Below are 24,896 nucleotides of genomic sequence, written 5' to 3' on the forward strand. Positions count from 1 at the left end.
AAACAACTTACGCTAAAAATAATTTAACAAAACAACTTTTATTAAATTAACATACTAATTTCGTCATACTCAGGTGTCCCCTGAACTAATCGATTAACAAGCTTTTTTTTATCAATTGATATCAACTTTCCATCTTTGATATTCAATAAATCTCTATGTTCTTTAGTCAACAAGGCAGAAACGTGCCTAGAGAATCCCATGTTTTGCAAGTACACTGCAACAGTATCCCTTGTCCCATACTCTAAAAAAACGTTCCAGTTTGGACCAGCTTTTTTCTCACCTAAAATAGAAACTAATATAGCATGGTAGTTATTAAAATATTTTTCTAATTTATATCTGACTACATTTTCAATATCTGATATCAGATTATTTATTACTTTATTAATATGACGTTTGCTTTTATTGAAATCTTCAAATACTTGAATATTGTTCTCATAAAACATTAATTTTTTATTATTTCTCTCGTAGAAACGAAGAGCTTCATTAATCATTTCACTTAGGCTTTGACCATTTATCCACTGATTTACTAAAAGTGCGTAATACCTTAAAGAATTCTTATTAGCAATATCGTTTTTACTTTCGTTCACATCCCAATTATACCTTTCATATAGAAGTTCTAATGCAAAAACACAGTTATTGTAATTTATTTCATGTGGAAGTTTAATCTTCTCTTCAAAGGCTTGATTTTTAACAATAAACTCATAAACGTTATCTTGTTGTCTAACCATAATAGATTGATTATTATTTAGAACATCTACTGGAATCTTTAAATCTTTTATGTTGTCTTGAGCCTTTAATAGTAAATCTAGTTTCCCATCATTAATTAATTTCTTAATAATAGGGCTCTTGTAATCATTATCACTGTCAATCGTATCAATACTAATAATATTCGCTATATATTTCAGAACTTCTTTTTCAGCTTCTGAAGATGTAATTTGTTTTGATTGAAGTAGCTGTTCAATATTTTTTGCATTTTTATCTATCTGATGTGTAGCATTGATTTGTAGTTGTGTGGTTGATTTACCATTAAGTACAGTTGTGTTTTTCCAATCCTTAATTTCTTCACGGATACAAAATACATTTCCAAACAACTCAAAATTCAATCTACCTGCACGACCTGCTAAATTCCAAAAGTCAATCTTTGACATATTTGATCTATGTTTTTTGTTGCTTAAAATAAAGATATTTTTCGCTGGTAAATTCACGCCTTCCAATAAGGTTGAGGTACAAAACAAATATTTAATTTCTCCTTTTTTAAAAAGTTTCTCAACTTTGTTTCGTATTACTTGAGGTAAACTTCCGAAATGAAAAGCTACTCCGTGAGCTAGACAATCAGCTAAATAATAATCTTTATGTATCATTTTTTTAGTTTCTAATATTAATTCATCTAGCTCTTGTTGACTTGGATTAGGCGGTTTCGCCAGGTTATTAGGTAAAAATCTTATAAAGTCTTTTGCTTTATTTATTGTATTTTCAACTGAATTGCAATATATAACGTTAGAAGAGGATTGTCCAATATTATGTATTAGTTCAAATGATGAAGAATACTTACTAATGGAAATATCCTCAAAGTCATATTTACGTCCTTCATTGTAGTAACTAACTATCCTACTAATTAAATCTATAAAGAAAACATTTTGTGTAACAGGAGACTCAATAGTACTGAATGTCTTTGTTGCAGATTTCTGAAATAATTCTAAAAAAGCTTCTGGATTTGATACATTAGGAGAAGCAAAGTATATTTTTAAGTCAGAGAATTTCTTCATGCTTTTCTCAATGGCTAAATACATTGTAATGCTTCTATAGTCTTTTTCAGCAGCTAACTTATGTGCTTCATCTACAAATAAATAATTTATTCTCGGATTTTCTTTACTTGAGATGTAGCTCAAAAGTCGTTCCGGAGTTAGAACAAGAATATATCTCTTCCCTTCGTTTTCTTCTTCAACTGTGACTACAGAGTTTGTTGTTACTTTATAATTACTATTGATAATAAGTTCTTTTAAATCCTCTTTAATTTCATAAGAAAATTGATTTATTAAAGCTCTTGTTGGAACAATTACCACAAAGTTCCCTGTATCTTTTTTGGAGATTTTATCACGTATGAATGTCTTTATGATAAATGACTTTCCCATTGAAGTTGGGCCAGAAAAACTATAGAAATTTGATTCTTTTATTTTTTCAAATAAATCAAACTGTGAATCTGTAAAATATTTGTTCTCGGCTCCAGGTATTTGTTGAATCTCTTTTTTCACAACAGTCTCAATTTCTCTTACGAATGGAAGTTCCACATTATGATTAAGATTGTTTATGGCAGGGAAATTCCCTAGTCTACTTAATATAGCCGTAGAATATGTTTTAAAAATAGAATTACCTTTGTAAGTAGGGCTTAGAAAAGCAACAATTCTATATGCCATATTTCTACAGTCATTTAATGTTGAATTAGATAGAATATCACTAAATCTCAATAAGTGAACCAATTGCTTTTCGCTAATAGTCACGGGACTATCGACCACTAGTTCTATAGAAGCGATATTTTTTAACAATCGTTCGTATAGTTGATTAAAATAATCATCTATCATTACATCTCTAGACAGTTTGTCAAAAATCATTAGTGGCCTCCATTAAGTTTCTAATAATTCGCTTTCTAGTGTTGCTGATTTCAACAAATGGAAAGGCATAAACATAAAATGTTGTTCCATATAATTTATGTTCATCAATCTTCTTCTGTATATAACTGTACTGACTCTCGACTTCTGATTTAATTTTGGCTCGTATCATCTTTCTGAATTCGGAGTTACTTAATTTCCGCGAATCTTCATCAACTGTAATCTCAAATCCAGCAAAAATCCCAAAAGCATTATCTTTAAATATTTCTTCCTCTCTGGCACTTGGAATAATTATTTTCTTTAAAACATTATAAAGAGCAGGTGAAATACTTTCTTTTTCCAAATGAGTATTCAACAATCTTATTTCATCATGAATATTATTTGTATTTCTAGTTATGAAATCATTAATTGAGTTGAAAGCATCATATAAACATCGTTGAAATGTCTTTTCTAACTTTGATTCCCCAAATATTAGTTGAAAATTATTTTTATCCACCTGCAAAACATGCACTCCATCAGATCCTTTTACGTAATCATTAGGTGAAGTTTTCAGCTCCATTTTTGTAAAAATCTTTGGTGCACGTAAATGTGACTCTAAAAAACAATAAAGCAGGACTTCGCCTAGTTCTCCGTCGTTATTTTCCCATTTTCGCAATCTCTGAATTGCTTTTACGTAAATCCCTTTATTATTTTTATATATTTCAAGTTCCTTTCTCGATAAACAATAGGTTACAATGCAGTCAAACAGTTTTTCCACTAATTCGGAATATACAAAAATATTATTTTCAATTTTAAGTGTATGGAGATTAATTTTGGTGTTAGACCCATCTAATTCAAAACTTTGGATTTCATGATAAAATAAATCCAAAAAATTCTCATCCACATGAGGACTAAATTGATTAAGCAATACATCTACCTCCACAGTGCTTCTGTTGGAATTATTATCAGGTCTGCCCAGAACAGACTCATATTTACAACATTCGCCAAATGACTCTGATTCCCTTCCAAATACCTATATAAAATAAGTTATTTTTGAAACTATCGACCCATTCTTTGTTTTTTTTCAAAAAAAATGGTTACAGACTTGTAAAAGCGACTCTTAAAACTGTACCCATAAGCGCTTATATAGTAAATTTTTTATACCAAGTCCTATGCGCCTTAGAAATTATCCTTCTTCAATAACTTCTTCTAAGGCCACTTTTTCTTTTTTGTCACCTTTACATTCATCAATTTCTTTCTACTCAACGAGAAAATCATGTTTTCCTGATTCACAACCTATCAATTTTACCTTCCTTTATTCGTTCCTTTTATATGCATACAAAAACCGAAGCAAATTCCTTCGCCCCGATTTATTACACTCAATATTCATGTAATTTTCCAACTTCATTCTCCCCCACTAAACACCTCAATCATCATCAAAGCACCAATCTTATACCCCTGAATAAATGATAATGCCGACTGCAGAGAAGCCATTTCTATCTGTAAATCAAGCAGCTTCTCTAATTGCTATAAATCCTGATTACCTAAGTTTTGTTGTAGCTTCTGTAAAGCATCCGTAATCTTGCCGTTAAGCTGTTGAATTTCCGGATTACTTGGCTTAAGCAACTCATTTGGATACTACTTCCCATAATAAAAATCCTCCAGGATAATATTCATCAGGCCTCCTTTTACTTGAGTAGCAGACTCTTTCTTTGTATAAATTTTATGCGAAAAACGCATAAATAACAATATGCATTTTTCGCATAAAGTACACTTGGCGTGGGTGATAACTATGTACATAAGAATCCGCAATCTGCGCGAAGACAAAGACCTGACGCAACAGCAAATGGCTGAGCTTTTGCATATTACACAAACTACTTATTCCCGCTACGAAAACGGGAACCTGGACGTTCCAAGTGCTGTCCTTATCACTCTCGCCAATTTCCACAAAGTAAGCATAGACTACTTATTAGGGCAAACCGACACTCCCAAACGTTACCCGCCAACTAAATAATCCACAACAAAAAAGCTCCAGCGACAGCCACAGGAGCTTTTTCCTTTACATCTTCACTTCGCCAACAGATCCGCCAGCTCCTCCGAATTCTTTTTTCTTAAATCCAGCATCCTCTCACTATTGCTGTCTTTAATCAGGAAGCCGTTTTTGGTTTGAAAATCCATGTATATACTGTATTGCACAGCCTCAGAATCATCATAGGTAACGGTCATCCGGTAAGATGGAGGGCCTACATCAACAGCGCCGGGCACTTTTTTAACAGTCCGTATGGCATCTCCGATAATTTGAAGGCTTTCAGCGTCGGTGTAGGTGATTGTGGCTGTGTCAGAAACGAGGCTAACACTAACAATTTCTCGCTTAGGCAGGATCATTACTATGATTACAGTCACCAGTAGAATCAATGAAATCATGTAGATGATTTTCCTCTTCATAAGCTCCTCCTCCATACCTCAATCCAAGAGCGCCCATAAACATCCCACAAGAATAGCAGCAACTAAATGAATCAAGGGCAACAGCGGCAGCTTGGATAACAGAACAGCACCATTCTTGTTTTTGTTTTTGATTTTTTTTATCAGATACAGCACTAAACAAATAATATAGGTTATAGGATATGAGCTCGTTAATATTATGAATAAGAGCACGACTGCTTTTAATACTAACTCTTCTTGCCCTGACCAGCTTCCCGCTAAGGACATTATGTTAGCTATCAAAACGAATGGATAGATAAGCAAGGGTACTGCACCCAATACAAAAAACGTTATATACCTTATATTCCTTGACATTAATACACCCCTGATATTCAAATACCCCATCATCTCGGCGATTCCCTTAAACTGCAGCCTAAGCCGCTCATTCAAACTCTCCAGCGCCACCTGAAAAGAATGCTCGATCCGCTCATTATCCTGAGTATCTAAATTATTTAGCAGGCTCTTCATGTTGTCTATATAATAGACGGTCTTTCTCAGGCTGCTGATGACCAGTATTTTGCGCAGCTCCGCTATGGAGAACATTCTGAACCCATTCTCCTTATGACGTTCCGACTGGATGAGTCCTTCGGATTCCCAGTGACGAATCGCCGAGGTGTTCACACCTGCTATTGTGGCCACCTCTCCAATGTTCATCTTTTCTTTCAGGTTTACGTTTTGGTATCTGGTAAAATCGGCACCCCTGATCATTGTGAGAATCTCTTCTACCCGCTGCTTCTCCGCCTGAATCTGGTACTGCTGGTTCTCGGTACAGCAGGAATCAGCCCCTGCTCTTCATACCTTCTCAGCATTGTGGTGCTGACCTGCAGGGTGCCGGCAATTTGGTTCGGGGTGTACGTCTCCATCGGCTCTCCCATCCTTATGGGTTTTATTTTTTGACTATGAAGGGCACCGGCTGCAGCATCCGAATTCGGATAACCTCACACCTGAGAGCATTGTGCACGACCTGCTAACGATTGCTGATGAAATGAACGTTGAGAGGTTTAGCTATTACGGTTATTCGTGGCTGGCCTTGGTTGGATTGCAGTTGGCTATCCGTAGCGATCGAGTCGAAAGCCTGGTTATGGGTGGATTCCCGCCGTTAGTCGGTCCATATAAAGAAATGCTGACCGTAACCAACAAAACATACCAGCAGGCTTCCAGTAACCAGAATCCCTGCGTGGCAGATGAGCAGATCCCTATAGACCCGGAACAGGTCGATTGGGATAACATTCAGGTTCAGATCGATCCGAATCAGACGAAGCAGTTTGTTACGATGTATGAGCATTTGCGGAATTTGATGACCTGGCGATTCAGCAGCTGCTGGAGCTTCCGAGACTGGCTTTTGCCGGGGAAAAGGATACGATTGTATATGGTGAGAACTTCGGCAGTGTAACCGTCGATATTGTCGGCAAGCTGGAGCAAAATAAAGCTGCACTAGAACAGCTTGGATGGGATGTAGAAATCATAAAGGGCAGCGGTATGGACCACACCAAAACGATGCAGCCTGCAACCGTCCTGCCCTTGCTGAAGCCATGGCTGATTAGAAAGCTGTACACAACTCATTAGATCTATTTCTCTACCAGCTTTTGGCGCTTAACAAAGAGGTCATCTTCGACTTTTCATTACTGCTTCCCCAACGTATAACTAAACACCGTCTTTACTTTCTTCCCGTTCGTGAATTCAAACTGCAGCTCTGACCCGTTCGCGCCACTTCCGGTAAACCGGAGGCCATCATACTTGAAGCCCGGCATATCGGTAGGGTTGATTCCGAATTCAGTATAGAGCAATATCGCTTTATTAGCCTCCAGATCAATTAATGTCAGCAGTCCTTCCGAAGATGACCGGGCTACTAAGTAGTTCTCGCCAATAGCTTCAATAGCGTAGCTGACATCAGGTGTGCCTGCTAACTTGGAGATATTCCAGGTTTGTTTTACAGAAGCATCTGGAGCAATCAACCGGACGGTATGGCCATCGTTCATAACCGCGTTACCGTTATACGTCTTCAAATTGTCGGGAGAAAACTGCCAATAATGAGCCGCCGACTGACGCAGAATGACCCCTTTTTTCACAAAAAGATTAATGACCGTCAGGTTTATAGATGGCTCGCCGCTGGAATTCTGGATGGTTACCAGGTCGGCATCTTCGGCAATTTGCACCGACGAAATCTGGGTAGCAGCAATATAACCCGGCTCAAGCTTAGCCGCTGCGGATACTCCCACAGCATGAACAACACCTGCAGCATCCCGTTTATATACAGCTCCGTTCACCCCATTGATAAAATAGGCATCCTTGCTAGTCCTGCCGTCGCCAACAAATTCCGGATAGCCAATCATCGCCTCACGGCTGTCCGCCCTCCAGTTCAGTGTGCCTCCAATCGCATCATTAACGAATCGCAGGGGTACATAAAGCTGCTTATGAATCTGCTGAGGAGCTGCGGAATAAGTAACCTTTTTCCCGTTAACGGTAGCGTTCCGCTCCCCGGCCTTCATGCTGCCTTTTGTAAACATGTTTTCAATAGAGATCACTTTCGTACGTTCATCATACTTAACGGTTAAGCCGCTAATATAATAGAAGCTGTCCAGCGGGAGCATGACCGTCCCGTTTAGGAGTGAAGGAGCACCGGAGGAGGAGGTTATTTGATTGTTGTTAAGATAGACCCTGATCACGGGCAATGCCGAGGACTGGGCTTTACCTGCTGCTGCTGATACGATGGATGGAGTAGACTGCATTAACCAGATGATTAGAATACCAAGCCCGAATACTCGAATAAATCTTTTCAAGATTTTCATTGAAGGCCCCTCTTTCTAGTTTCAGGAATTATTTTCTTTAATATAACATATTACCATTGATAATCCCTTGCTGCGTTACAGTGTTATTCGTATGGTTGAACAGACCAAAGCCATGCTGGTCGTTGTAGCCATTGTCCCAGTATATCGGTACTGCGCCGTATTTCTTCGCCGCTGCTGTTACCGCTTTGGCAAAAGCTGTACGGTACACGTTATTGCTGGAATCATAAGCCGTTTTGTCAATGGAGCCGAACTCACCGATCACGACCGGGTAGCCTTGAGCCACAAATATATTGTACATCGCTTGAAGCTGCGAATTCAGGTAATCCTCCTGACCCCAGGACGATTTCTTCGACGGGTTCGTGGCCGAGGCCCCCCACTGCGTAATAGTCCCTGATTCCTCACCTGCAAAATCCCACGGGGAATAGTAGTGTGCGGAAATCATGATTCTCTTCGTATTCCAGCCCGGAATCAGCAGCCATCTTGCGCTATTGTTGCCGCTTGTTTGTCTGACTGTATCCACACAAATTTGATTGTAAGCATTCAGGTTGGCGTAGTAAGCTTCATTCGGATTGCCATAATTGCCGTCAAACACCTCGTTCATGGGTTAGAAAATATATAGAATAGGCTAATAGTATAATCCGCAGTAAAAAACTCCTGTGATAACCACAAGAGCTTTTGCCATTCGTCTATGAAAATCTTATTCCCTACCGGCTTGTTCCGCTCATGCCAGCAACATACCTTCCACCTGGTCCACGATGTAATTAATTCCCGTCGGTCCATAGCAGCCAATCCAGGTAGCGGCATCCACCGCATAAATCTGCGGCTGCTCCTTTGCATGCAGCATGATCCGGGTACTCTGCTCTGTCGCAGATATCTCATCCTGCACCCGCTCACTGCTAAGCAGAAAATAGTGATCCGCATGCACCGCAGGCAGTCTGTCGACCGGGATATGATAGGCAGTATCGCTGGTATCTGCTACAAATAGCGGAGCTGGCAGCCCCAGATCCCGGTACAGCACAGCACCGGTGCGGTGCGAAGCGGTGTGAACCCGTACCAGCGATTCACGCGGACGGATCAGGGCCACACTCTGACCTGCCAGCACAGCTGCAAGCTCTCCTGACAGCAGGGCTGTCCGGCGGTGGTAATCCGCGATAATGGCTTCCGCCCTAGCCTGTTTACCCGTTATAATCCCGAAGAGGCGTAATATCGTCTGCCAGCTCTCATTCCTTCTGAACATCAGGGTTGGAGCAATCCGGCTTAACCGTTCATAATGCGGGGCGTGCACCTCGGTGCAGACTATAAGGTCAGGCTGCAGCCGTTCGACCGCTTCCAGGTCCGGGTACTCATAGCTTCCGGTCATTTCCGTAGCCTTAAGCCTGTCCCTGATATATTGGGGAAATTGTAATGAAGTACTGCTGCCCGTGCCAACACTTCCTGCCGGAGCTACATCCAGGGCCAGAAGATGGTCGGCATACTGCACGTCGAGCACGGCGATACGCCTTGGAGCAGCGGTGACCCCGTATTCGCCCCGCATATGGCAGATTACCGGGCCTTGAAGTGACTCGTATGAGGCAGCAAAATGGTCGCTCAGCCCGTTATAAGCCGGGAGCTCCCCTGTTCCGACAGCGGCGGCGCTGCGCCGGTACAGCTGCGGAGGAACCCCGTAAACCTTCTTGAATGCCCTGCTGAAGTAATACATATCTCGGTAGCCCGTTCTTTCGGCGATTTCACTGATCGGAGCATCGGTATGACGCAGCATCCGCTGTGCACTCTCCATCCGCAGCCGGATCACATATTCCATCGGCCCGAGCAGCTTCTCCTGCTTGAACCGCCGCTGCAGCTGTCTTGCGCTGCAGCCGGCAAGTGCAGCCAGCTCTTTAAGCTCCAGCTCCTGGCGGTAATGCCCCGCTATATAGGCTGTGACAATATCCACCATATCCGGACCGGCACCGCCCCGGCCGCGTTCAACCTCCATCATTAGCTCGTACAGCATGCCTTGCAGCAGTGCATTTACATGAAATCGCTCCAGCCCTTCCCCCCTGTTCCATTTCGCTTCGATTTCTTCTGCCGCCTGGTGCAGTCCTGCCGGCAGCTCCAGGCGGTGAACAAATGAAGTGTACAGCGGGTGCTTCCGCTGAGAAAACTGTTCATGGGCGGCGTCCGCCATTTGGACAGCCTTATATGTAATCACGGTATAATGAATGCTTTCTGCTCCGGCTGTCAGAGTAAAGGCTGAGCCTTTAGCCGCATGGCAGGCAAAAAAGGCCTGGATACGGCAATCCCCGCCGTTCATCACAAGCCTTCCCTGCCCGCCTCCTGCCAGCAGCAGCAGATTGGCAGTTAATTCTGTTTCGCTTAGAACGCTGCCGGGCGGCACAGTACCGCTGCTCACGTCAAGCGTTTTGATTGCCAGATCACTCCATATACTTGCCTGGTCCTGCAGCGGCATCTCTCTCATCTCCTGACAATAGCATCTTCATTCACAGCCGCTCTGAACAGAATGCACTTTTCTGGTTATGCGGCCGCATTATAGATAATATGTTGCTGTTGTCATTTTAATTGAGACTCATTCTCATTGTCAATTTTCGGACATTTCAGGCAATATTCTCCCGACATCCGGTAATAGAAGCAGCAAGTGATCCGCTTGCTCTTGGCAACCTGAATCCCGTCATGTTGTTCAGTGAAACGTGTTAACGGATTACGTCTCATCCCAAACAATGAACCAGGCGCAGTCTTGGTCAGGTAAGTAAAATCCTCGCTCATCCGCTGCTGTTCTTGCCCGGATTCTGCTGTTCCGGGAGCATATAGCGGGGCAATGCGCACCATAATATTTTCCCAGAGTACCGCCATGGAGACGGGGCCAACTGCGGCAAGGATCTGCAGCAGCGGCGCAAGGTGTTCTGCAAAAATCTGCTTCACAACCCCTTCCCGCCATACGGTTCTATTGTCCAGCGGTGCAGCCGCCGTCCGCAGTCCCTCTAAAGCGAGAAATGGAAAACGCGTATCCCCTTGTCCGGCGGACATATCCTTATGATAAAGATAGCTTTTGTCCAGGACAATAGATACTTCCCGGTTATGAAACGTTATCGCCGTCAGCAGCGGCGCAATCCACAAATATCCGATCCGTTTAGCCAGCATGGAAGCGGCAACCTGTGTATCCGGTGCACCGATATAGTCTCTGAACCAGCTAATATAATCACGGCATGCTGCCTCATCATGCAGATGGCTCAGAGCAATCGTACGGATGCTGCTTGCGGGCGGTTCACCGGGCCATATGCGGTAATCCGCCGTCAATTGCTTCCAGGAGGCAGATGACAGATAGCTGTCCATTTTACTGCGCTCCCAGCAGTGCTTCCGCAGCCTGATCGACAATGATGTTAATCGCAATCGGGCCATAGTAGGCGATCCAGAGTGTTGCATTTACGTCGTAGGCACGGTTGTTTTTGACGGCATCCATCGACTTCCAGACCGGACTGTTCGCCAGCTCCGCTGCGTCTTTGGCAAACAAGTCATCCGACAGCAGGAAATAGCGGTCCGCTCCGATATCAGCGACAGTCTCCATAGAAATCTCAACAGAGGTGTCCTCGGTAATGGCTTTAACAAATTCAGGGGCGTTCAATCCCAAATCCTCATACAGAATGCTGCCTGTCCGGTGCTCTGGCCCGTGCACCCGAATCCCTTCCGGTCTTGGACGAATCAGGGCTACCGTATCATCACCGAGCTTCGCTGCCAGCTGCTCCCGCAGACCGACAATTTTGTCCTCGTAAGCCTGCTGTACAGCCACAGCCTCTGCCTGCTTGCCTGTGATCTTGCCGATTGTTGCCAGCGTATCCCGCCAGTCCTCGTAGAAGTCGAGTACGATTGTTGGCGCTATTTTGCTGACACTCTCGTAAGCCTCTTCCTGGAAGTCAGTCATCAGGATCAGATCCGGCTTCAGCGCTACAATAGCTTCCAGGTTGGGCTCATCCCGTGTGCCGAGGACCTGTACATCGCTCAGCTGATCCATCAGATAATCCGGGAACGTTGCTCCTTTTGCCCCAGCGACAACGCTGCCTGCAGGCTGCTCGCCGAGCGCTACCAATTGATCTACGAATTTCACATCCAGCGCGGCAATCACCTTCGGCTTCTCATTCAGCTTATATTCGCCCTTCATATGCTTGATGGTAACCGGGAAAGCCGCAGCAGTCTGCGTCTCCGGTGTTGGCGAAGCCTGCGTTTCGGATGCCGGAGACGGCTCGGCCGACGCGGCAGCAGTTGCCTGTGCAGCATTCCCCGTATTGGCGTTCCCTCCATTGGTACCGCAAGCTGTAAGTACAAGTACCAGCGCCAGCATCCATACCATTAATAGTGATGATGACTGCTTTTTTGTTGCTCTGTTCATGCTGACTCCCCCTATTTATATGATAATGATTTTCATTATCAGATTTATAAGGTGAGTATACTCTACCTTTACACACCGGTTCCATGTACTTTTGCGACATTGCAGCCGGATTATTGCGACATTTGTTACTTCAGGAGCGGATCAAGCTATCCACATCAAACCTCTTTCCTGACCCTTCCTCATCATAAAAAATCATATGCTCCTTCTCTGCCCGGTAATAGTCCAGCCGGTCCTGCAATGTACCCGTGTGAAACTCAAACAAATGTCCATCCGGGTCATAAAAGTAGATAGATTCCTTATCTCTGGCATCCCTTACCCGCCCGGGCAGCACCTCAACGTGCAGCTCCTTCAGCTTATTCAGCAGGTTCTCATAGTCATTTTTATCAATAGTAAAAGCTATATGCGTGTATATCCGATTGTTCCTGTCACGAACCACATCCTCCTGATTGAGTGCGATCCACAGCCCGTTCAGATCAAAATAAGCCAGCTTCCTGCCTTTAACCAGAATCCGGGCACCGAACACCTCTGAATAGAACTTAATGGACCGATCCAAGTCCGAGACGGAAAAGCAAAAATGGTTGATTCCCTGGATATTCATGTCTTGTGATCCTTTCGTTCGCCCAATGATTTTCACGTTCTCAGAAACTCCTCAATCTTCATCCTTATCTCTTCAAAGCTTCTCGATCTGTATTCTATTAGTTTATTCCAATAAAATGATCCTTCGCCGTTCTCCTCACTAACATCAACAAGCATTAGCATATATTGACCCTCTGCATCGAATTCAGGATACCAGCCGAGATCAATTACTCTTTTCTTATGATCGCTTTCAAGCTGCAGTATATCCTCTTTAAATTCCCAGCGATATTTATAGTTATCATCAGTAAATTTATCTGGAAAAGACTCTGTAAAATCATTCAGATTAACTTTCCATCCTGCCGGTATTCGCAGCGGTACCAGATTAAGACTCATATAAGCTATCTCCCTTTCACCTTATTCACAATATATATCTTTGCCTCTGTACGGATTAAATGGATTGCTAGAACGGACACAACCAATTCTTTCTTCGTTCCGTTCACCTTCATCTATCGGCATAGTACATATAATTATAAGTACCTTCAAACTGAACTTTATCCCAGCCTAGAAAATAAACCTTGGTCAATCGACTTAACTGCACTCTATACAACTAAAACGCCAATATTTCTGCCAATCCAGCATTTAGATGCACTTCATACACTTATTCTTCTGGAAAAGGGTACAATTACGCCAAATCCCCTATTTTAGTTGCACCAAATACAATTAAAGCTGCCCACGCCCGATTTTCACCGGATATAGATGTACAAACTACACTTAAATTAATTCCAGCTCGCCTGCGGTGCTTATCCAAACTAAAGTAGCTTCGCTCTCCTGCATCATACCTTTGACAACCATCCATCTAAACCATTATATAGAACAAATTATGGAATTTCGTTTCATTTTTATTACATTTTCCTTTACCACTCTCTGTCTGCACAAAAAAAGCCCCCGGCACATAGTCCAGAGGCTCCCTCTTATTCCCGTCAGGCTGTAATCAGGTGAATACATATTCACCTTCGCCCACCTGAATGGTCTTACCTTTTAATGCTGCTGATTCTGCTGCAAAAATAACCTGCTTGAACTCGTTCTCGTCCCCCTGCACAAAATCAAACGACTGCACTCCAACCTTCAGGCTGTATTTGCCGCCCTCTGACTCTGTAACCGGAAGTCCGAATAACGTGCTCCAATGGTTGGCGGCCGCGGCCGGATCGGAGACGCGGAACACCGCGCTCACCATCTCGACTGCTCCAGCGGGGTGAGGCTGGATGATACCAGAGGCCGTCATATTGGCCAGCCGCTCCTCATCGGTTCCATTCCACTGGATGATAAACGGATAGACGAGTCCTGCAAAATCACCGTCAATCGTCATCATCCGCCACTCGATCAGTCTGCCGGCATTATCCAGACGCTTGCCGTCGATGATCGGCGATAAGGACAAACCCGCAGCATTCAGGGAAGCAGCTACGGCATCTATATCATCCGTCCGGAGCACCACTCTGCTCAAGGCTTCATGCTCAGGCAGCAGCTGTACCGCATCGCGCACAACGACATTGTGTGCTGTGGCCTTCGCCAGCTCCAGGTTCTCAATAGCCAGAAACTCGATGTACGTCAGCCCGAAGTAGCTTAAGGAATTATACGTTCCCCAGGCTTTATGAGCGCCCCCTCTAAAGGCAACCAGTCCATGCTCGCGGAAGCTTTCGACCGGCTGATCCAGATCGTTCACATAATGCACCAGATGATCCCAAGTGATGGTAGCCATTATTTCTTCACTCCCAGCTCCGTAGTCCGCTTAACGGCTGCGAGTACGCTGCGCTGCAATCCGGCCGCGAAGTCACTGTTGTTGAGCTCGTACAAGCCGTGCATGCCGACTCCGCCCGGTGAATTGTTAATATCCAGCAGCTGCCGCGGATGCAAGCCGGTCTGCCGCAGCATGGTGACTGCGCCCAGCATGTTCTCCAGCGCGACATTCCACGCCTGCTCACGCGGCAGTCCGGCCAGTACACCGGCATCCACAAGGGACTCAATGAAATAATAGATATAGTTCGGTCCCGCTACACCGTAGCCGGTGAAGATATCAATATAGCCTTCGTCCAGATATTGAACATTGCCGAAGCCGAGCAGGAAATCCTCTACTTGATCTCGGTCAGCATAGCTGTTCAAGGCCACGCCGCTATAGCCATAGCCTGTATCGGTCAAGGTGTTCGGAATGACCCGGACAATCGGGCGTTCTGCTCCAAAATAACCGCCAAGCTGCGCAATCGTCACCCCGGCTACAATCGAAACGATTGTAGCAGCAGGTGCAGCATGCTGCTGTACAAGCTCACCAAGTACAGCCAGATTATCCTGTGGACGAACGGCAATCACAATAATGGAGGCCGCAGACAGGCCATGCTCCTGTGAACTGCCGGTATTTACTTTATACTTGTCACTCAGCAGCTGCAGACGCGCTTCGTTGACATCTGTTACACTGATCTCATCTGCCGACAGGGTGTTGTTGGCGATACAGGCGCGGATCATGGCTTCCGCCATCTGTCCACCGCCGATAAAATGAATCTGCTTCTGTGCCACTTACATCCACTTCCCTTTCTTAGTTGTTATCCCATGCTTCCGGCAGGATGAAGCCGTCATATTTGTCCAGTCCCTTGATGTATTCTTCGAACTCTTTTGATTCATAGGCAGCCTTCAGATCCTTGGCCCACTGGGTGTTTTCATCCTTTTTGTTGATCGACACGATAATTCTGTGCTGCATAGGTGTGTTCTCGATTTTCAGCGCATCTGTAATTTTTCTGTCCGGCGAGTTAGCAATGTAGTTACCGTTAACCACACCGTAGTCCACGTCCTGCAGGGAAACCAGGATCTGTGCCGGGTCGAGGACTTTGATATCGATATTGAATTTGTCCGGCTCCATGCTGTTGATGTTGAAATCGGCAACACCGGCGCCTTCCTTGATTTTGATCCAGCCCAGCTCTTCCAGAATCCGCAGCGCGCGTTCCTGGTTAACCGGGTCATTCGGAACAGCTACAGTTGTACCGTCCTTTACATCATCCAGCGTCGTGTGATTTACGGAATATAGGCCTTGCGGAGCTCCAGGAACATAAGCAATTCCTGTCATGTCTGCACCGATTTCTTCATTAATAGCTTCCATGTAAGCTGTACTCTGGAAAACACTTGCATCAATTGAGCCTTCCTTCATTGCCGGGTTAACCTGCATGTTCTGCGAGAAGGTTTTGATATCTACCTTGTAGCCCTGCTCCTCCAGAATTGGCAGAATCGACTGGCGGAACTGCTCTTCATAGGTTCCCACACCGAATCCGACGGTGATTTCCTTCTTGTCTTCTCCTGCGCTCTCCGCTTCCTTATTGCCGCAGGCTGTCAGCACCGCCATAACCCCGATTAACATAACCAATAATAATTTCTTCATTACCTTCATCTCCTATTCCAATACTATGTTTTTAAATTGTACTAACGCCTCATCTTTTACGTTCAGGGGGATCGCACAGTTGGGCGAGAGAATAAACGGCTGGTCCTGCATGAAAGTCAAAGCATCTTTAGCCTGCTGCCTGATCTGCGCAATATCGTTCACGGCGAACAGGCCATGATCGACTCCGCCTACTTTGGTTGCTTTCAGGTTGGCTCCAAGACCCGGATTGCCTTCGGCAACGGTATCCCAGCTGATTCCGTCAATCCGGTAATCATTAAATTTCTCCGGCTGCGAATAGGCTCCGCAGGTATGCAGGATGTTTTTGCCGTAGCTGGCGGCTTCCAAGACGATAGAATCATATGGTCTGGACAGCTCATCGAAGATCGCTTCATCGAACAAACCCGGATGCGCTGTACCAGTCACTGCGTAGAACAAGCCGTCGGAACCTGCGTGCTGCAGCTCTTTTACATAATCGGCCAGGGTTAGCGAAATCACATGCAGCGCATGATGTGCTGCGGCCCGGTGCTCCTTGAACAGCGATTCCAGTGTCACAGGCTGCTCAATGCCAAATACCGTTTTGGTGACATAAGCGGAGCGCCCTACGATAAACAGCAGTACCGTCAGCGGTGAGAATATGGTCTGAATCAGCGGGGTGTCAGGCAGTCCCTGGCGGATCTGCTTAACGGCCTCCAAGTGCTCCTGGAAAACAGCAGTGTCCGCCGCTTTCTTTACTTCAAGCTCCCACAGGTTCTCTGCCGCCGGAATTACCGTTGTCTTTTGCCGCGGAAATACCGTCTGATAATCTGCAAAATCATACTGATTGCCCCAGGCTTCAGCCAGATAGGTCGCTCTCGGATTGATTTTGACCCAGTCCCAATCATATTGCTTGGTGAAGGAAATGGTCGTTGCCGCCAAATCCTCTGCTGTCTGTTCCTTGTCGATAAAATGGCGCCATCCGCTGACAATCGGACGATCTGCCCGCTCTCCGGATAATAAGGCTCTGAAACGGTCCTGCTTACTCCAATTACTCATCTGCCGGCTACCTCCAAGTATACGTAGTGTTTAGTGACGGCGAATTTTGCGCGCCAGCGTGTTGCCTAAAGATTGAATGCCCTGTACCAGAATGATAAGGATAATAACTGTGGCTACCACCACTACTGTGTCAAACCGCTGGTACCCGTAGACGATGGCCAAATCGCCGACCCCGCCGCCGCCGACTGTTCCGGCCATTGCCGTTGCCCCGATCAGACCGATCGTTGCCGTCGTTAAAGACAGAATCAAGGATGCGAAGGCCTCGGGCAGCATGAAGTGCCAGATTACCTGAAACGGGGTAGAGCCCATGGACTCGGCAGCTTCGAGAATTCCCGGGTTCACTTCAAGCAGAGAGTTTTCAACCAACCGCCCGATGTAAGGAGCAATATAGATGATCAGCGGTACAATCGCAGCGGCTGTCCCAATTGAAGTATGAACAATTGCTCTTGTTAGCGGAATAATAGCCACCAGCAGGATGATAAAGGGCAGCGAACGTACAATATTGATGATCGGATTAAGGATGGTATAGGCTGCCTTGTTCTCCAATATACCGCCCGGACGGGTGATTACCAGCAAGATCCCGATGGGAATTCCGAGCAGGGAACCGAAGAACAGGGACACACCCACCATTTGTACAGTTTCAATAAAAGCCGTTAAAAACTGCTCACCGGTTACTGTGGTCGAGAACATAAGCTTCCACCTCCTCTACGCTGACTCCATTGTTTTTCAGAAAAGCTACGGCCTTATTAATCTCAGCACCGTCGCCGTCAAGTTGAACAATCACGGTTCCTAGTGTCGTTTCCTGGATCTCCGTTGTATTCGCGAATAGAATGTTGACCTTTACCTCGTTCGTACGAATCATCTCATAGAGCAGCGGCTCAGTGGTGGATGCTCCGACAAAATTCAGCTTGCAGATCCGGCTGCCAAGCCCGGTTGTTATTGATTTTTGCACACTAGGGGTTATGGAGTTTTGAATGACGGTTTTCACAAAATTCTGCGTAGTCGGATGCTGCGGATGCCCGAACACATCGAGTACGCTGCCTTGCTCGATGATGCGCCCCTCCTCCATCACAGCCACCTTGTTGCAAATCTCCTGGATGACCGACATTTCATGTGTAATGATCATCACAGTGATTTTGTATTCTGCATTGACCCGCTTCAGCAGCTGCAGAATCGAACGGGTGGTTTGCGGGTCCAGGGCAGAGGTTGCTTCATCACAGAGGAGAATGGATGGATTGGAAGCAAGCGCTCTGGCAATCCCGACCCGCTGCTTCTGCCCGCCGGACAGTTCATTCGGATAGCTTCCGGCCTTGTCACTTAGTCCAACGAAAGCCAGCAGCTCCGTTACACGCTTACGGATTTCTTCTTTGCTCTTTTTCAGCAGGACAAGCGGGATCGCTACGTTATCAAATACCTTCTTGGATTCCAGCAGGTTGAAATGCTGAAAGATCATGCCGATATTCTTCTTGGCTGCACGCAGCTCTTTGACGCTGTAAGCTCCAAGATCATGTCCATCGACCAGCACCTGGCCTTCAGTTGGCCGCTCCAGGTAATTGACCAAGCGGATTAATGTACTTTTCCCGGCACCGCTGTAGCCGATAACGCCGAAGATGTCGCCCTTTTCAACCTTCAGGCTGACCCCCTTCAGGGCATCAATCGTGATCCCTTTCCGGGTGAATGTTTTGTGGACATTTTTTAATTCAATCATGTTCATTCCCCCTTATGCTTGCAGCTTCTCCAGTGCCTGTTCGGCCAACGCTGCAAAATATTTAGCTGCAGGCAGGATTGCCGCCTCATCTACATCAAACTGCGGGTGATGCAATGCGTAGCCCGGTCCGGCTCCGATATTTACGAACGCCCCGGGAATTTGCTGCAGATACAGTGCGAAATCCTCTCCGCCCATCTGCAGCGGAATATCCTCGACCTTGTATCCTGCATTCGACGCGACCTGTTTCGTAAAATCAGCCCATTCTCCATGATTCACCGTTGCCGGCGGCCCCGGATACCAGAGCAATTTCGCCTCAGCGCCGGCTGCTGCCGCAATGCCTTCGATGATACGGGTCATCTGGAGCGGAATTTCACGGCGGATCTCCTCATTGTAAGTCCGGACTGTACCTTCCAGCTCAACCAGCTCCGGAATCACGTTCCAGGTGAAGCCACCGTTAATTCTCGTCACGCTTAACACAACCGGCTCAATTGCACTGCTCTGGCGGCTTACCACCGTCTGCAGCATCGTAATCATTTGCGCCGCAGTGACAATCGTGTCCACCCCTTTTTCAGGAGTAGCCGCATGGGCGCCGACACCTTTTACCTTAATTTCAAACCGGTCTACGCCTGCTGTCAAAGCTCCTGACCTTGTTCCAAAGGTTCCTGTAGGCAGCTCCGGTGAATTATGTAATCCGAATATGGCAGCTACGTCATTCAGACCTCCGGATGCCAGTACACTTTCCGCCCCGTGCCCTGTCTCCTCCGCAGGCTGAAACAAGATTCTGACCCGTCCCGGCAATTCATTCTCACGGACTTTCAGCAGCAGTGCAGCCCCTAATATAACAGCAGTGTGAAAGTCATGGCCGCAGGCATGCATTTTCCCCGGTATTGCTGAAGCGTAAGGCAAGCCTGTCTGCTCCTCGATCGGCAGCGCATCAATATCACAGCGTATAGCAACTATCGGCCCGTCGCCTTGTCCGATTTCGGCAATCAGTCCGGTTGCTAGAGGCAGATCTAAAATATGTATGTGAGCATCTGCCAGCCATGTCCGCAGCTTCTCAGTGGTTCTGAACTCTTCATAGGACAGCTCAGGCTCCCGGTGCAGATTTCTCCGTACCCCAATTAACTCTCCCTCCAGCTCATGATCATTCTTATACGTCAGCTTCATAGGTTCATAACTCCCCTTTCCGTTGGCAAAAGCTTATGGATTGACCTCAGCTTCAATCCCGCTCATCCGTTCAAGTGCCGTAGCCAGACTGTTCAAAATATGTTCCCGCATTGCTTGCTCTGCGCCGTCTTCATTTCTGTCCGCGATCATCTGCAGGATGTCATTATGCTCTTCATCCGCCTGCGTATTCCAGTCTCCGTGCAGGGAGACATAACGGCAATAACGGAGCGAACGGTCTCTAAGCTGGTTCAGCACCTTCTCAAAGGTCATAAGCCCGCTTATTTCCGACAGATAATCATGAAATTCAAAGCCGTAGGAGACAAAGTCCTGTTTCTCGCCGAGCTGAAAGGATTGCTTGATATGTGTCATCATCACGGTCAGCTGCTGAATATCTTTATCGGTAGCATTCCTCGCTGCACTTCTGGCAATATGCCCTTCGAGCATGCTGCGAATCTGAAAAATCTCCTCAACCTCTTTAAGCGATAACGGAGCCACCTTCAACCTGCCGTTGGGCTGGCGGACGAGAAAATCCTCATTCTCCAGTCTCTGGATCGCTTCACGAAGCGGAGTCCGGCTGACTCCCAGCATTGCCGCCAGGCTTTCTTCATTAACCGCTTGGCCCGGCTCCAGCTCATTGTTAATGATTTTTTGCTTTAAGGCATAGTAGGTATTATCCTTTGACAGCCTTCGTGACCGTAGCTCCATACCTCTGATGCTCCCCTGTATGAGAATTTACTTGATATCATTAAATATAATTGTATAATTGTATACAATTATCATTTTAGTACTTTAACGGAGTAAGTGCCTGCTCGTTTGGAAACTTTTTTCTTCTTTCAAGCTTTTTTTCATACTATAAACCTATTATTCACACTAGTCAAGTATGATTTATAGGTGATAGCAAAGAGTCGCTCTTTAAGCATACAAAAAAAGCCTCTGTCCGCCAACGACAGAAGCCCAGTCTTCTACTTCATTCACCATCTCACAACGACATGATGTAGATCCTAAACCTTGAACAGCACAATGATCTCCGTCAGCAGCACCAGACCGGCTGCGGATACACCGAACGAGTTGATCAGCGTCAACGCCTCCGGATAGCTTTCTTTACGGAATTGGGAGCACAATGAAACAGTCCACAGAACGGTGAAAAAAAGCCCCGCCGAACCGCATCCCTGCTCTGCCAAAGCACGTCTTCTGCGCTTAAAGAAGGAGCCCAGTCCCGCAAAGGTGAACAGCATATAAATGACAAGCTCAGCAGTTGAAATGACGATAATCTCTCCGGCCGAAAAAAGATGCATCAAAGCGTACTGAATGCTCAATCCCATAAACACAAGCAGGTTAAAGGAAGCTTTGCTTAAGCTCAAGTCCTATTCCTCCATTTGCGTATTAATGTAGCAGCATTTAGATAACGCTTACATTATAATTGCAAACGGTTTCCTTTTCTGTGATTTATGATTCTTGACGCATACCTGTAGAAGCAGATTTCCTTATAGCATCCATAAGATGGTGTAGCCGCAAGGCTTGGGCGAAATCAGGCAGCTCTATCCCCTTTTCCCCTCCTAAACGCTGCGCAAACAATGCGTAGAGACCGGCAACATTATGTCCTGGGCCCGGGGATACATGCTGTATTTTTGAGCTATACTCTTCCGGTGTTTGCAGTAGCACGACCTCGCCGGAGGAACGGGCAATTTGCAGCTTCAGCCGGTCCATCTGGAACATTAGCTGATCCTGCGGAGTAATAACCAATTCCCCGCTGCTTCCGATAATCCGAAGCGTAAACCCTGGCGAACCTGCATTGACGAACTGGGCTGAAACGAGTGCATCCTGCGCCAGCCTGCCATGAACCAGCACATGATCCGGTGCATTTGCGCTCAGCGTCTCACCTGTCTCAAGCACGCGTACATGCGGGTATTGTGTCGCCAATGTGCCGGTGACCTCAACAAACGGCGCTACCATATATTCAATTGCATCCAGGACATGCGCCGCCCCGATGGTCAGCTGATCAGCCCCGTTAGCTTCATCCAGCAAATAGACATGCGCCTGGTCTACCGTCCCGTCCGATGTCGGAAATACAGGCAGAGTAACGATTGCATTCACAGCCAGTACGCGACCAATCTCGCCTTGAGCAACTAAGTCCCGAATGTAGCGGACCGCAGGATTGCCCCTTGCCTGCAGCCCGGCTACATGCTTAACACCCCGATCTTCCGCAAGTGCAAGCAGTGCCTGCGCCTCATCAGTATTCCGGGCCAGCGGCCATTCACTGTACACATGCTTGCCGGCCTTCATCGCTTCCCGCAGCAGCTGATCATGCGCCGGTACCTTTACAGTTACCGCTACAATATCAATTTCCGGTTGTCCGGCCATCTCTTCAATACTTGTATAGTATGAATCTATAGCGTGCAGCTCAGCCGCCGCACGCGCAGTTTCCGGCTGTGTTCCTGCTACAGCCCTGACCCAAAAAATGCTTACCCAGCAGCTAAAAGAGCTTGAAGCAGACGGGCTTATTCTCCGCACCGTTTTCCTGGAGGTGCCGCCAAAGGTTGTCTACGAGCTGACTGAAAGCGGCAGGTCCCTGCAGACGGTTCTCGATCCGCTTTGTGAATGGGGCAAACGGTTCGTTAATGCTATCCATCAGGACAGTAGCACAGATAGTGAGCCTGATCAGGGTAAACAGCAATAATTCCTCATGCGATTCCCAATCCTTTTATCCTAAGGCAACTCCAGCACTGCTGAGCAGCATTAATATCGAAACCGGTGCCCAGATTCTTCGTTCCCGGACGCTTTTGGTAATAAGATTTAGAACAGAAGCTATCACGGAAAAAGCAACCACGAACCAGACCGCCACATCCGCAAACTCCCGCCAGCCGGGCAAAAGCATCTCCGCTTTACTCAGAACAATTAGCGCAAGCAGAGCCAGAATGACGATCTGCACCAGGCATGCCACACGCATAGGAGCCGGAAGCCTGCCGGTAAATTTCCCGCCCATCGCATACTCTCCCCAGGGCATACCTGCTGCTAGTGCTGCCTGAAACAGAATGACTATGAAGATCAGGACCAAAAAGACAGTTGCTGCTAGTGACAGTGTCATTGTTGTTGCCTCACTTTCTGGATGGGTTTGTTAGTGTGTACGAATAGTTCAATCCATTTTCACCAAAATTTCATTATATATTTGTGTTACCTCGGCATATCCGACAAGCCTGCTGCCCTCCTGAATGGTTAATACTCTGCCTATCCATAACGTTCGAGGATAAAATTCCGGAGTTATGAAAGTAATAGTCCCCATTACACTATCACCTGGTTGCACCAAAACATCACCATAATATTTATGTATACCAGTTGTTAAAAAATCATCTTTAACCAAATGTGCCGGACGGTAGCCTGAGCGTACTGGCCTATCGCGGCCATTGCCTTTCCCGTCACTTTTTAACAAGGTTATTTTTGCAGCAATATGTGGCAAGTAGAATACCCCCCGTCTACCTCCTCACCAAAAACTTTTCCTTCATGGTCCCGTTACCATGTTCTTCTTTAATGTGATTACTTACTTCTGCCTGTGTGATTCTATTTCCACTACAGTCTATAAAGTAATATTCGTCTTCTGCATAACCGGATTCTGATTCTTTATTAGAGACTATCAGATCTCATTATAGTAATCGATTTCATTATAAACCTGAATTGACTTACACTGGATCTCTTTGAGGACTATACACTTTCAGTTAGTACGATCGATTATCTCTGTGAAATACTGAGTTAGCCCTTTTGCTTTACTGCTATTTTCAAGTCCCCAACGTGCAAAATTAGCAGCCTCTGCTTTGTTTCCGAGAAAAGCATGTGTTCGTGTAATTAATAAGGCTAACCGTACGTCCATAGGTGCTCCATAACGGTCCAGCCTCTTTGTACGGTGAGATAACTCCTTGATTGTTATTGAGGTTACCGGATGAGGAAAGTTTCTGAATTGAGAGAAGTATAATGTGCTCTGATTAACAATCAGTTCCTTCATTTTGTTTAATACAGCCTTTGATTCATCCTCTGTATCGCCATATTGAAACCAAATAACATTTGCTCTTTTACGAAGAACCTTTGACTGAAACCATCCTACCTCATTAACTATACGGGTTCTACATTCACAATCATAGACTGTTAACTTACTAGCAGGAATAAATTGTCCAATCGAATTAGGGAGGAAATCAAAGTGGACTCCCAGTTCGACAACGCAAGAACCGCCGTGCTTATCTGCCTGGATCACAATAGTATAAATAACGTGGTTTTGATCAACTCTCACAAAATGGTGATCTGTTCCGGAAAAACCAAGCTCATGTAAAGCCGGCGCCAGATATTTCTTGATTAGCTTTCTGAAATCACATGTTTTCATTATTGAAGTACCTCTTGGCTAATTTCCAGCCTAAAAATTGATTTATATCACTTATTGCATCTATAATCATTCCTCTGTATTCTTCATTCTGTCTTAATTCCTTTAAAATAATTGGCTTTATTATTCTTTTATCAAGTTTCCCCTTTGTCCTTGCAATATGAGCTAATCCGAATACAGCATTTGCTCTAACATGAGCATCTTTATGCTGGGCTAATTCCAAACACAAATTCTGAGCTATTTTCCAACTATGGTGATACAGGCCCACTGATATTGGTAAAAAAATCAACTCCTCAATGACTTGTTGATCTAGAATTTCTTTGATTTCATACTCAGTATATTCTCGTATTTCTTGGTATTTTCGTTCCATTTGAATGCTCCCGAAAATTAGTTTTA

General features: G+C 45.5%; 26 protein-coding genes and 3 pseudogenes. 3 read left to right on the forward strand and 26 right to left on the reverse strand.

All coding sequences use genetic code 11. The annotated features are described in order from the left end of the window. Window positions 1–41: 41 nt before the first annotated feature. The 3 genes from M2108_RS11315 to M2108_RS31425 all read right to left on the reverse strand — a co-directional run bounded on the left by M2108_RS11315 (window position 42) and on the right by M2108_RS31425 (window position 4,100). Complete coding sequence (locus tag M2108_RS11315; RefSeq protein WP_277469442.1) at window positions 42–2,609, reverse strand: DEAD/DEAH box helicase; 2,568 nt, start codon at window positions 2,607–2,609, stop codon at window positions 42–44. After that, window positions 2,599–3,513, reverse strand: coding sequence for a HamA C-terminal domain-containing protein (locus M2108_RS11320; protein WP_277506176.1), 915 nt, complete (start codon window positions 3,511–3,513; stop codon window positions 2,599–2,601). The genes M2108_RS11315 and M2108_RS11320 overlap by 11 nt, the downstream gene beginning before the upstream one ends. Window positions 3,514–3,989: 476 nt before the next feature. Continuing rightward, complete coding sequence (locus M2108_RS31425) at window positions 3,990–4,100, reverse strand: DUF6809 family protein (protein ID WP_346780554.1); 111 nt, start codon at window positions 4,098–4,100, stop codon at window positions 3,990–3,992. Between the two features lie 277 nt (window positions 4,101–4,377). On the opposite strand from M2108_RS31425, the gene M2108_RS11325 reads away from it, so the two are divergent. Continuing rightward, on the forward strand, window positions 4,378–4,599 hold the full coding sequence (locus M2108_RS11325) for a helix-turn-helix domain-containing protein (RefSeq protein WP_277469444.1): 222 nt from the start codon (window positions 4,378–4,380) through the stop codon (window positions 4,597–4,599). Between the two features lie 53 nt (window positions 4,600–4,652). Here M2108_RS11325 and M2108_RS11330 read toward each other — a convergent pair whose 3' ends face one another. After that, the gene (locus tag M2108_RS11330; RefSeq protein ID WP_277469445.1) at window positions 4,653–5,030 is read right to left on the reverse strand and encodes a YhfM domain-containing protein; all 378 of its coding nucleotides are present in this window, start codon (window positions 5,028–5,030) and stop codon (window positions 4,653–4,655) included. A gap of 366 nt (window positions 5,031–5,396) precedes the next feature. Next, window positions 5,397–5,929 (reverse strand): annotated as a pseudogene (locus M2108_RS11335) (MerR family DNA-binding transcriptional regulator); the annotation flags it as partial. A gap of 20 nt (window positions 5,930–5,949) precedes the next feature. On the opposite strand from M2108_RS11335, the pseudogene M2108_RS11340 reads away from it, so the two are divergent. Then, window positions 5,950–6,632: pseudogene (locus M2108_RS11340) on the forward strand (alpha/beta fold hydrolase); the annotation flags it as partial. Window positions 6,633–6,688: 56 nt separating this feature from the next. Here M2108_RS11340 and M2108_RS11345 read toward each other — a convergent pair. The 17 genes from M2108_RS11345 to M2108_RS11425 form a co-directional block, all read right to left on the reverse strand. Further along, on the reverse strand, window positions 6,689–7,855 hold the full coding sequence (locus M2108_RS11345; protein WP_277469446.1) for a stalk domain-containing protein: 1,167 nt from the start codon (window positions 7,853–7,855) through the stop codon (window positions 6,689–6,691). A 37-nt stretch (window positions 7,856–7,892) separates the two neighbouring features. Further along, window positions 7,893–8,456: a cellulase family glycosylhydrolase gene (locus tag M2108_RS11350; RefSeq protein WP_277469447.1), complete on the reverse strand. Its 564-nt coding sequence runs from the start codon at window positions 8,454–8,456 to the stop codon at window positions 7,893–7,895. A 120-nt stretch (window positions 8,457–8,576) separates the two neighbouring features. Then, window positions 8,577–10,304, reverse strand: coding sequence for a helix-turn-helix domain-containing protein (locus M2108_RS11355; RefSeq protein WP_277469448.1), 1,728 nt, complete (start codon window positions 10,302–10,304; stop codon window positions 8,577–8,579). A gap of 101 nt (window positions 10,305–10,405) precedes the next feature. After that, on the reverse strand, window positions 10,406–11,185 hold the full coding sequence (locus tag M2108_RS11360) for an IucA/IucC family C-terminal-domain containing protein (RefSeq protein ID WP_277469449.1): 780 nt from the start codon (window positions 11,183–11,185) through the stop codon (window positions 10,406–10,408). A 1-nt stretch (window position 11,186) separates the two neighbouring features. Then, entirely contained in the window at window positions 11,187–12,236 is a 1,050-nt protein-coding gene (locus M2108_RS11365) for an ABC transporter substrate-binding protein (RefSeq protein WP_277469450.1), read from the reverse strand. A gap of 130 nt (window positions 12,237–12,366) precedes the next feature. After that, the gene (gene fosB, locus M2108_RS11370) at window positions 12,367–12,834 is read right to left on the reverse strand and encodes a metallothiol transferase FosB (RefSeq protein ID WP_277469451.1); all 468 of its coding nucleotides are present in this window, start codon (window positions 12,832–12,834) and stop codon (window positions 12,367–12,369) included. Between the two features lie 32 nt (window positions 12,835–12,866). Continuing rightward, on the reverse strand, window positions 12,867–13,205 hold the full coding sequence (locus M2108_RS11375) for a hypothetical protein (protein WP_277469452.1): 339 nt from the start codon (window positions 13,203–13,205) through the stop codon (window positions 12,867–12,869). A 598-nt stretch (window positions 13,206–13,803) separates the two neighbouring features. Next, window positions 13,804–14,568: a VOC family protein gene (locus M2108_RS11380; protein WP_277469453.1), complete on the reverse strand. Its 765-nt coding sequence runs from the start codon at window positions 14,566–14,568 to the stop codon at window positions 13,804–13,806. After that, window positions 14,568–15,377, reverse strand: a complete 810-nt coding sequence (proC, locus tag M2108_RS11385; protein ID WP_277469454.1) for a pyrroline-5-carboxylate reductase — start codon at window positions 15,375–15,377, stop codon at window positions 14,568–14,570. Before proC ends, M2108_RS11380 begins: the two co-directional genes overlap by 1 nt. Window positions 15,378–15,396: 19 nt before the next feature. Next, on the reverse strand, window positions 15,397–16,230 hold the full coding sequence (locus M2108_RS11390) for a MetQ/NlpA family ABC transporter substrate-binding protein (protein WP_277469455.1): 834 nt from the start codon (window positions 16,228–16,230) through the stop codon (window positions 15,397–15,399). A 12-nt stretch (window positions 16,231–16,242) separates the two neighbouring features. Further along, window positions 16,243–17,262, reverse strand: coding sequence for a uroporphyrinogen decarboxylase family protein (locus tag M2108_RS11395; RefSeq protein ID WP_277469456.1), 1,020 nt, complete (start codon window positions 17,260–17,262; stop codon window positions 16,243–16,245). Between the two features lie 30 nt (window positions 17,263–17,292). After that, window positions 17,293–17,952, reverse strand: a complete 660-nt coding sequence (locus M2108_RS11400; RefSeq protein WP_277469457.1) for a methionine ABC transporter permease — start codon at window positions 17,950–17,952, stop codon at window positions 17,293–17,295. Beyond that, on the reverse strand, window positions 17,927–18,970 hold the full coding sequence (locus tag M2108_RS11405) for a methionine ABC transporter ATP-binding protein (protein ID WP_221798954.1): 1,044 nt from the start codon (window positions 18,968–18,970) through the stop codon (window positions 17,927–17,929). The genes M2108_RS11400 and M2108_RS11405 overlap by 26 nt, the downstream gene beginning before the upstream one ends. Before the next feature lie 12 nt (window positions 18,971–18,982). Next, window positions 18,983–20,137, reverse strand: a complete 1,155-nt coding sequence (locus M2108_RS11410; RefSeq protein WP_277469459.1) for an amidohydrolase — start codon at window positions 20,135–20,137, stop codon at window positions 18,983–18,985. Between the two features lie 33 nt (window positions 20,138–20,170). Beyond that, window positions 20,171–20,842, reverse strand: coding sequence for a GntR family transcriptional regulator (locus M2108_RS11415; protein ID WP_277469460.1), 672 nt, complete (start codon window positions 20,840–20,842; stop codon window positions 20,171–20,173). 296 nt (window positions 20,843–21,138) lie between these two features. After that, the gene (locus M2108_RS11420) at window positions 21,139–21,498 is read right to left on the reverse strand and encodes a hypothetical protein (protein ID WP_068725491.1); all 360 of its coding nucleotides are present in this window, start codon (window positions 21,496–21,498) and stop codon (window positions 21,139–21,141) included. 85 nt (window positions 21,499–21,583) lie between these two features. After that, window positions 21,584–22,648, reverse strand: a complete 1,065-nt coding sequence (locus tag M2108_RS11425; protein ID WP_277469461.1) for a Gfo/Idh/MocA family protein — start codon at window positions 22,646–22,648, stop codon at window positions 21,584–21,586. Here M2108_RS11425 and M2108_RS11430 point away from each other — a divergent pair. Beyond that, window positions 22,584–22,814 (forward strand): annotated as a pseudogene (locus tag M2108_RS11430) (winged helix-turn-helix transcriptional regulator); the annotation flags it as partial. The gene M2108_RS11425 and the pseudogene M2108_RS11430 overlap by 65 nt on opposite strands. Window positions 22,815–22,838: 24 nt before the next feature. Here the strand turns inward: M2108_RS11430 and M2108_RS11435 are convergent. From M2108_RS11435 to M2108_RS11450, 4 genes are all read right to left on the reverse strand, one after another. After that, the gene (locus M2108_RS11435; RefSeq protein ID WP_277469462.1) at window positions 22,839–23,222 is read right to left on the reverse strand and encodes a hypothetical protein; all 384 of its coding nucleotides are present in this window, start codon (window positions 23,220–23,222) and stop codon (window positions 22,839–22,841) included. A gap of 48 nt (window positions 23,223–23,270) precedes the next feature. Then, entirely contained in the window at window positions 23,271–23,591 is a 321-nt protein-coding gene (locus M2108_RS11440) for a hypothetical protein (RefSeq protein WP_277469463.1), read from the reverse strand. A 252-nt stretch (window positions 23,592–23,843) separates the two neighbouring features. Continuing rightward, window positions 23,844–24,503: a DUF4304 domain-containing protein gene (locus M2108_RS11445; RefSeq protein WP_277469464.1), complete on the reverse strand. Its 660-nt coding sequence runs from the start codon at window positions 24,501–24,503 to the stop codon at window positions 23,844–23,846. Then, window positions 24,490–24,870, reverse strand: a complete 381-nt coding sequence (locus M2108_RS11450) for a hypothetical protein (RefSeq protein ID WP_277469465.1) — start codon at window positions 24,868–24,870, stop codon at window positions 24,490–24,492. Before M2108_RS11450 ends, M2108_RS11445 begins: the two co-directional genes overlap by 14 nt. Window positions 24,871–24,896 lie beyond the last annotated feature (26 nt).

The organism is Paenibacillus sp. PastM-3 (genome assembly GCF_029893965.1).
In the GTDB taxonomy this organism is placed as follows: Bacteria; Bacillota; Bacilli; order Paenibacillales; family Paenibacillaceae; genus Paenibacillus_AQ.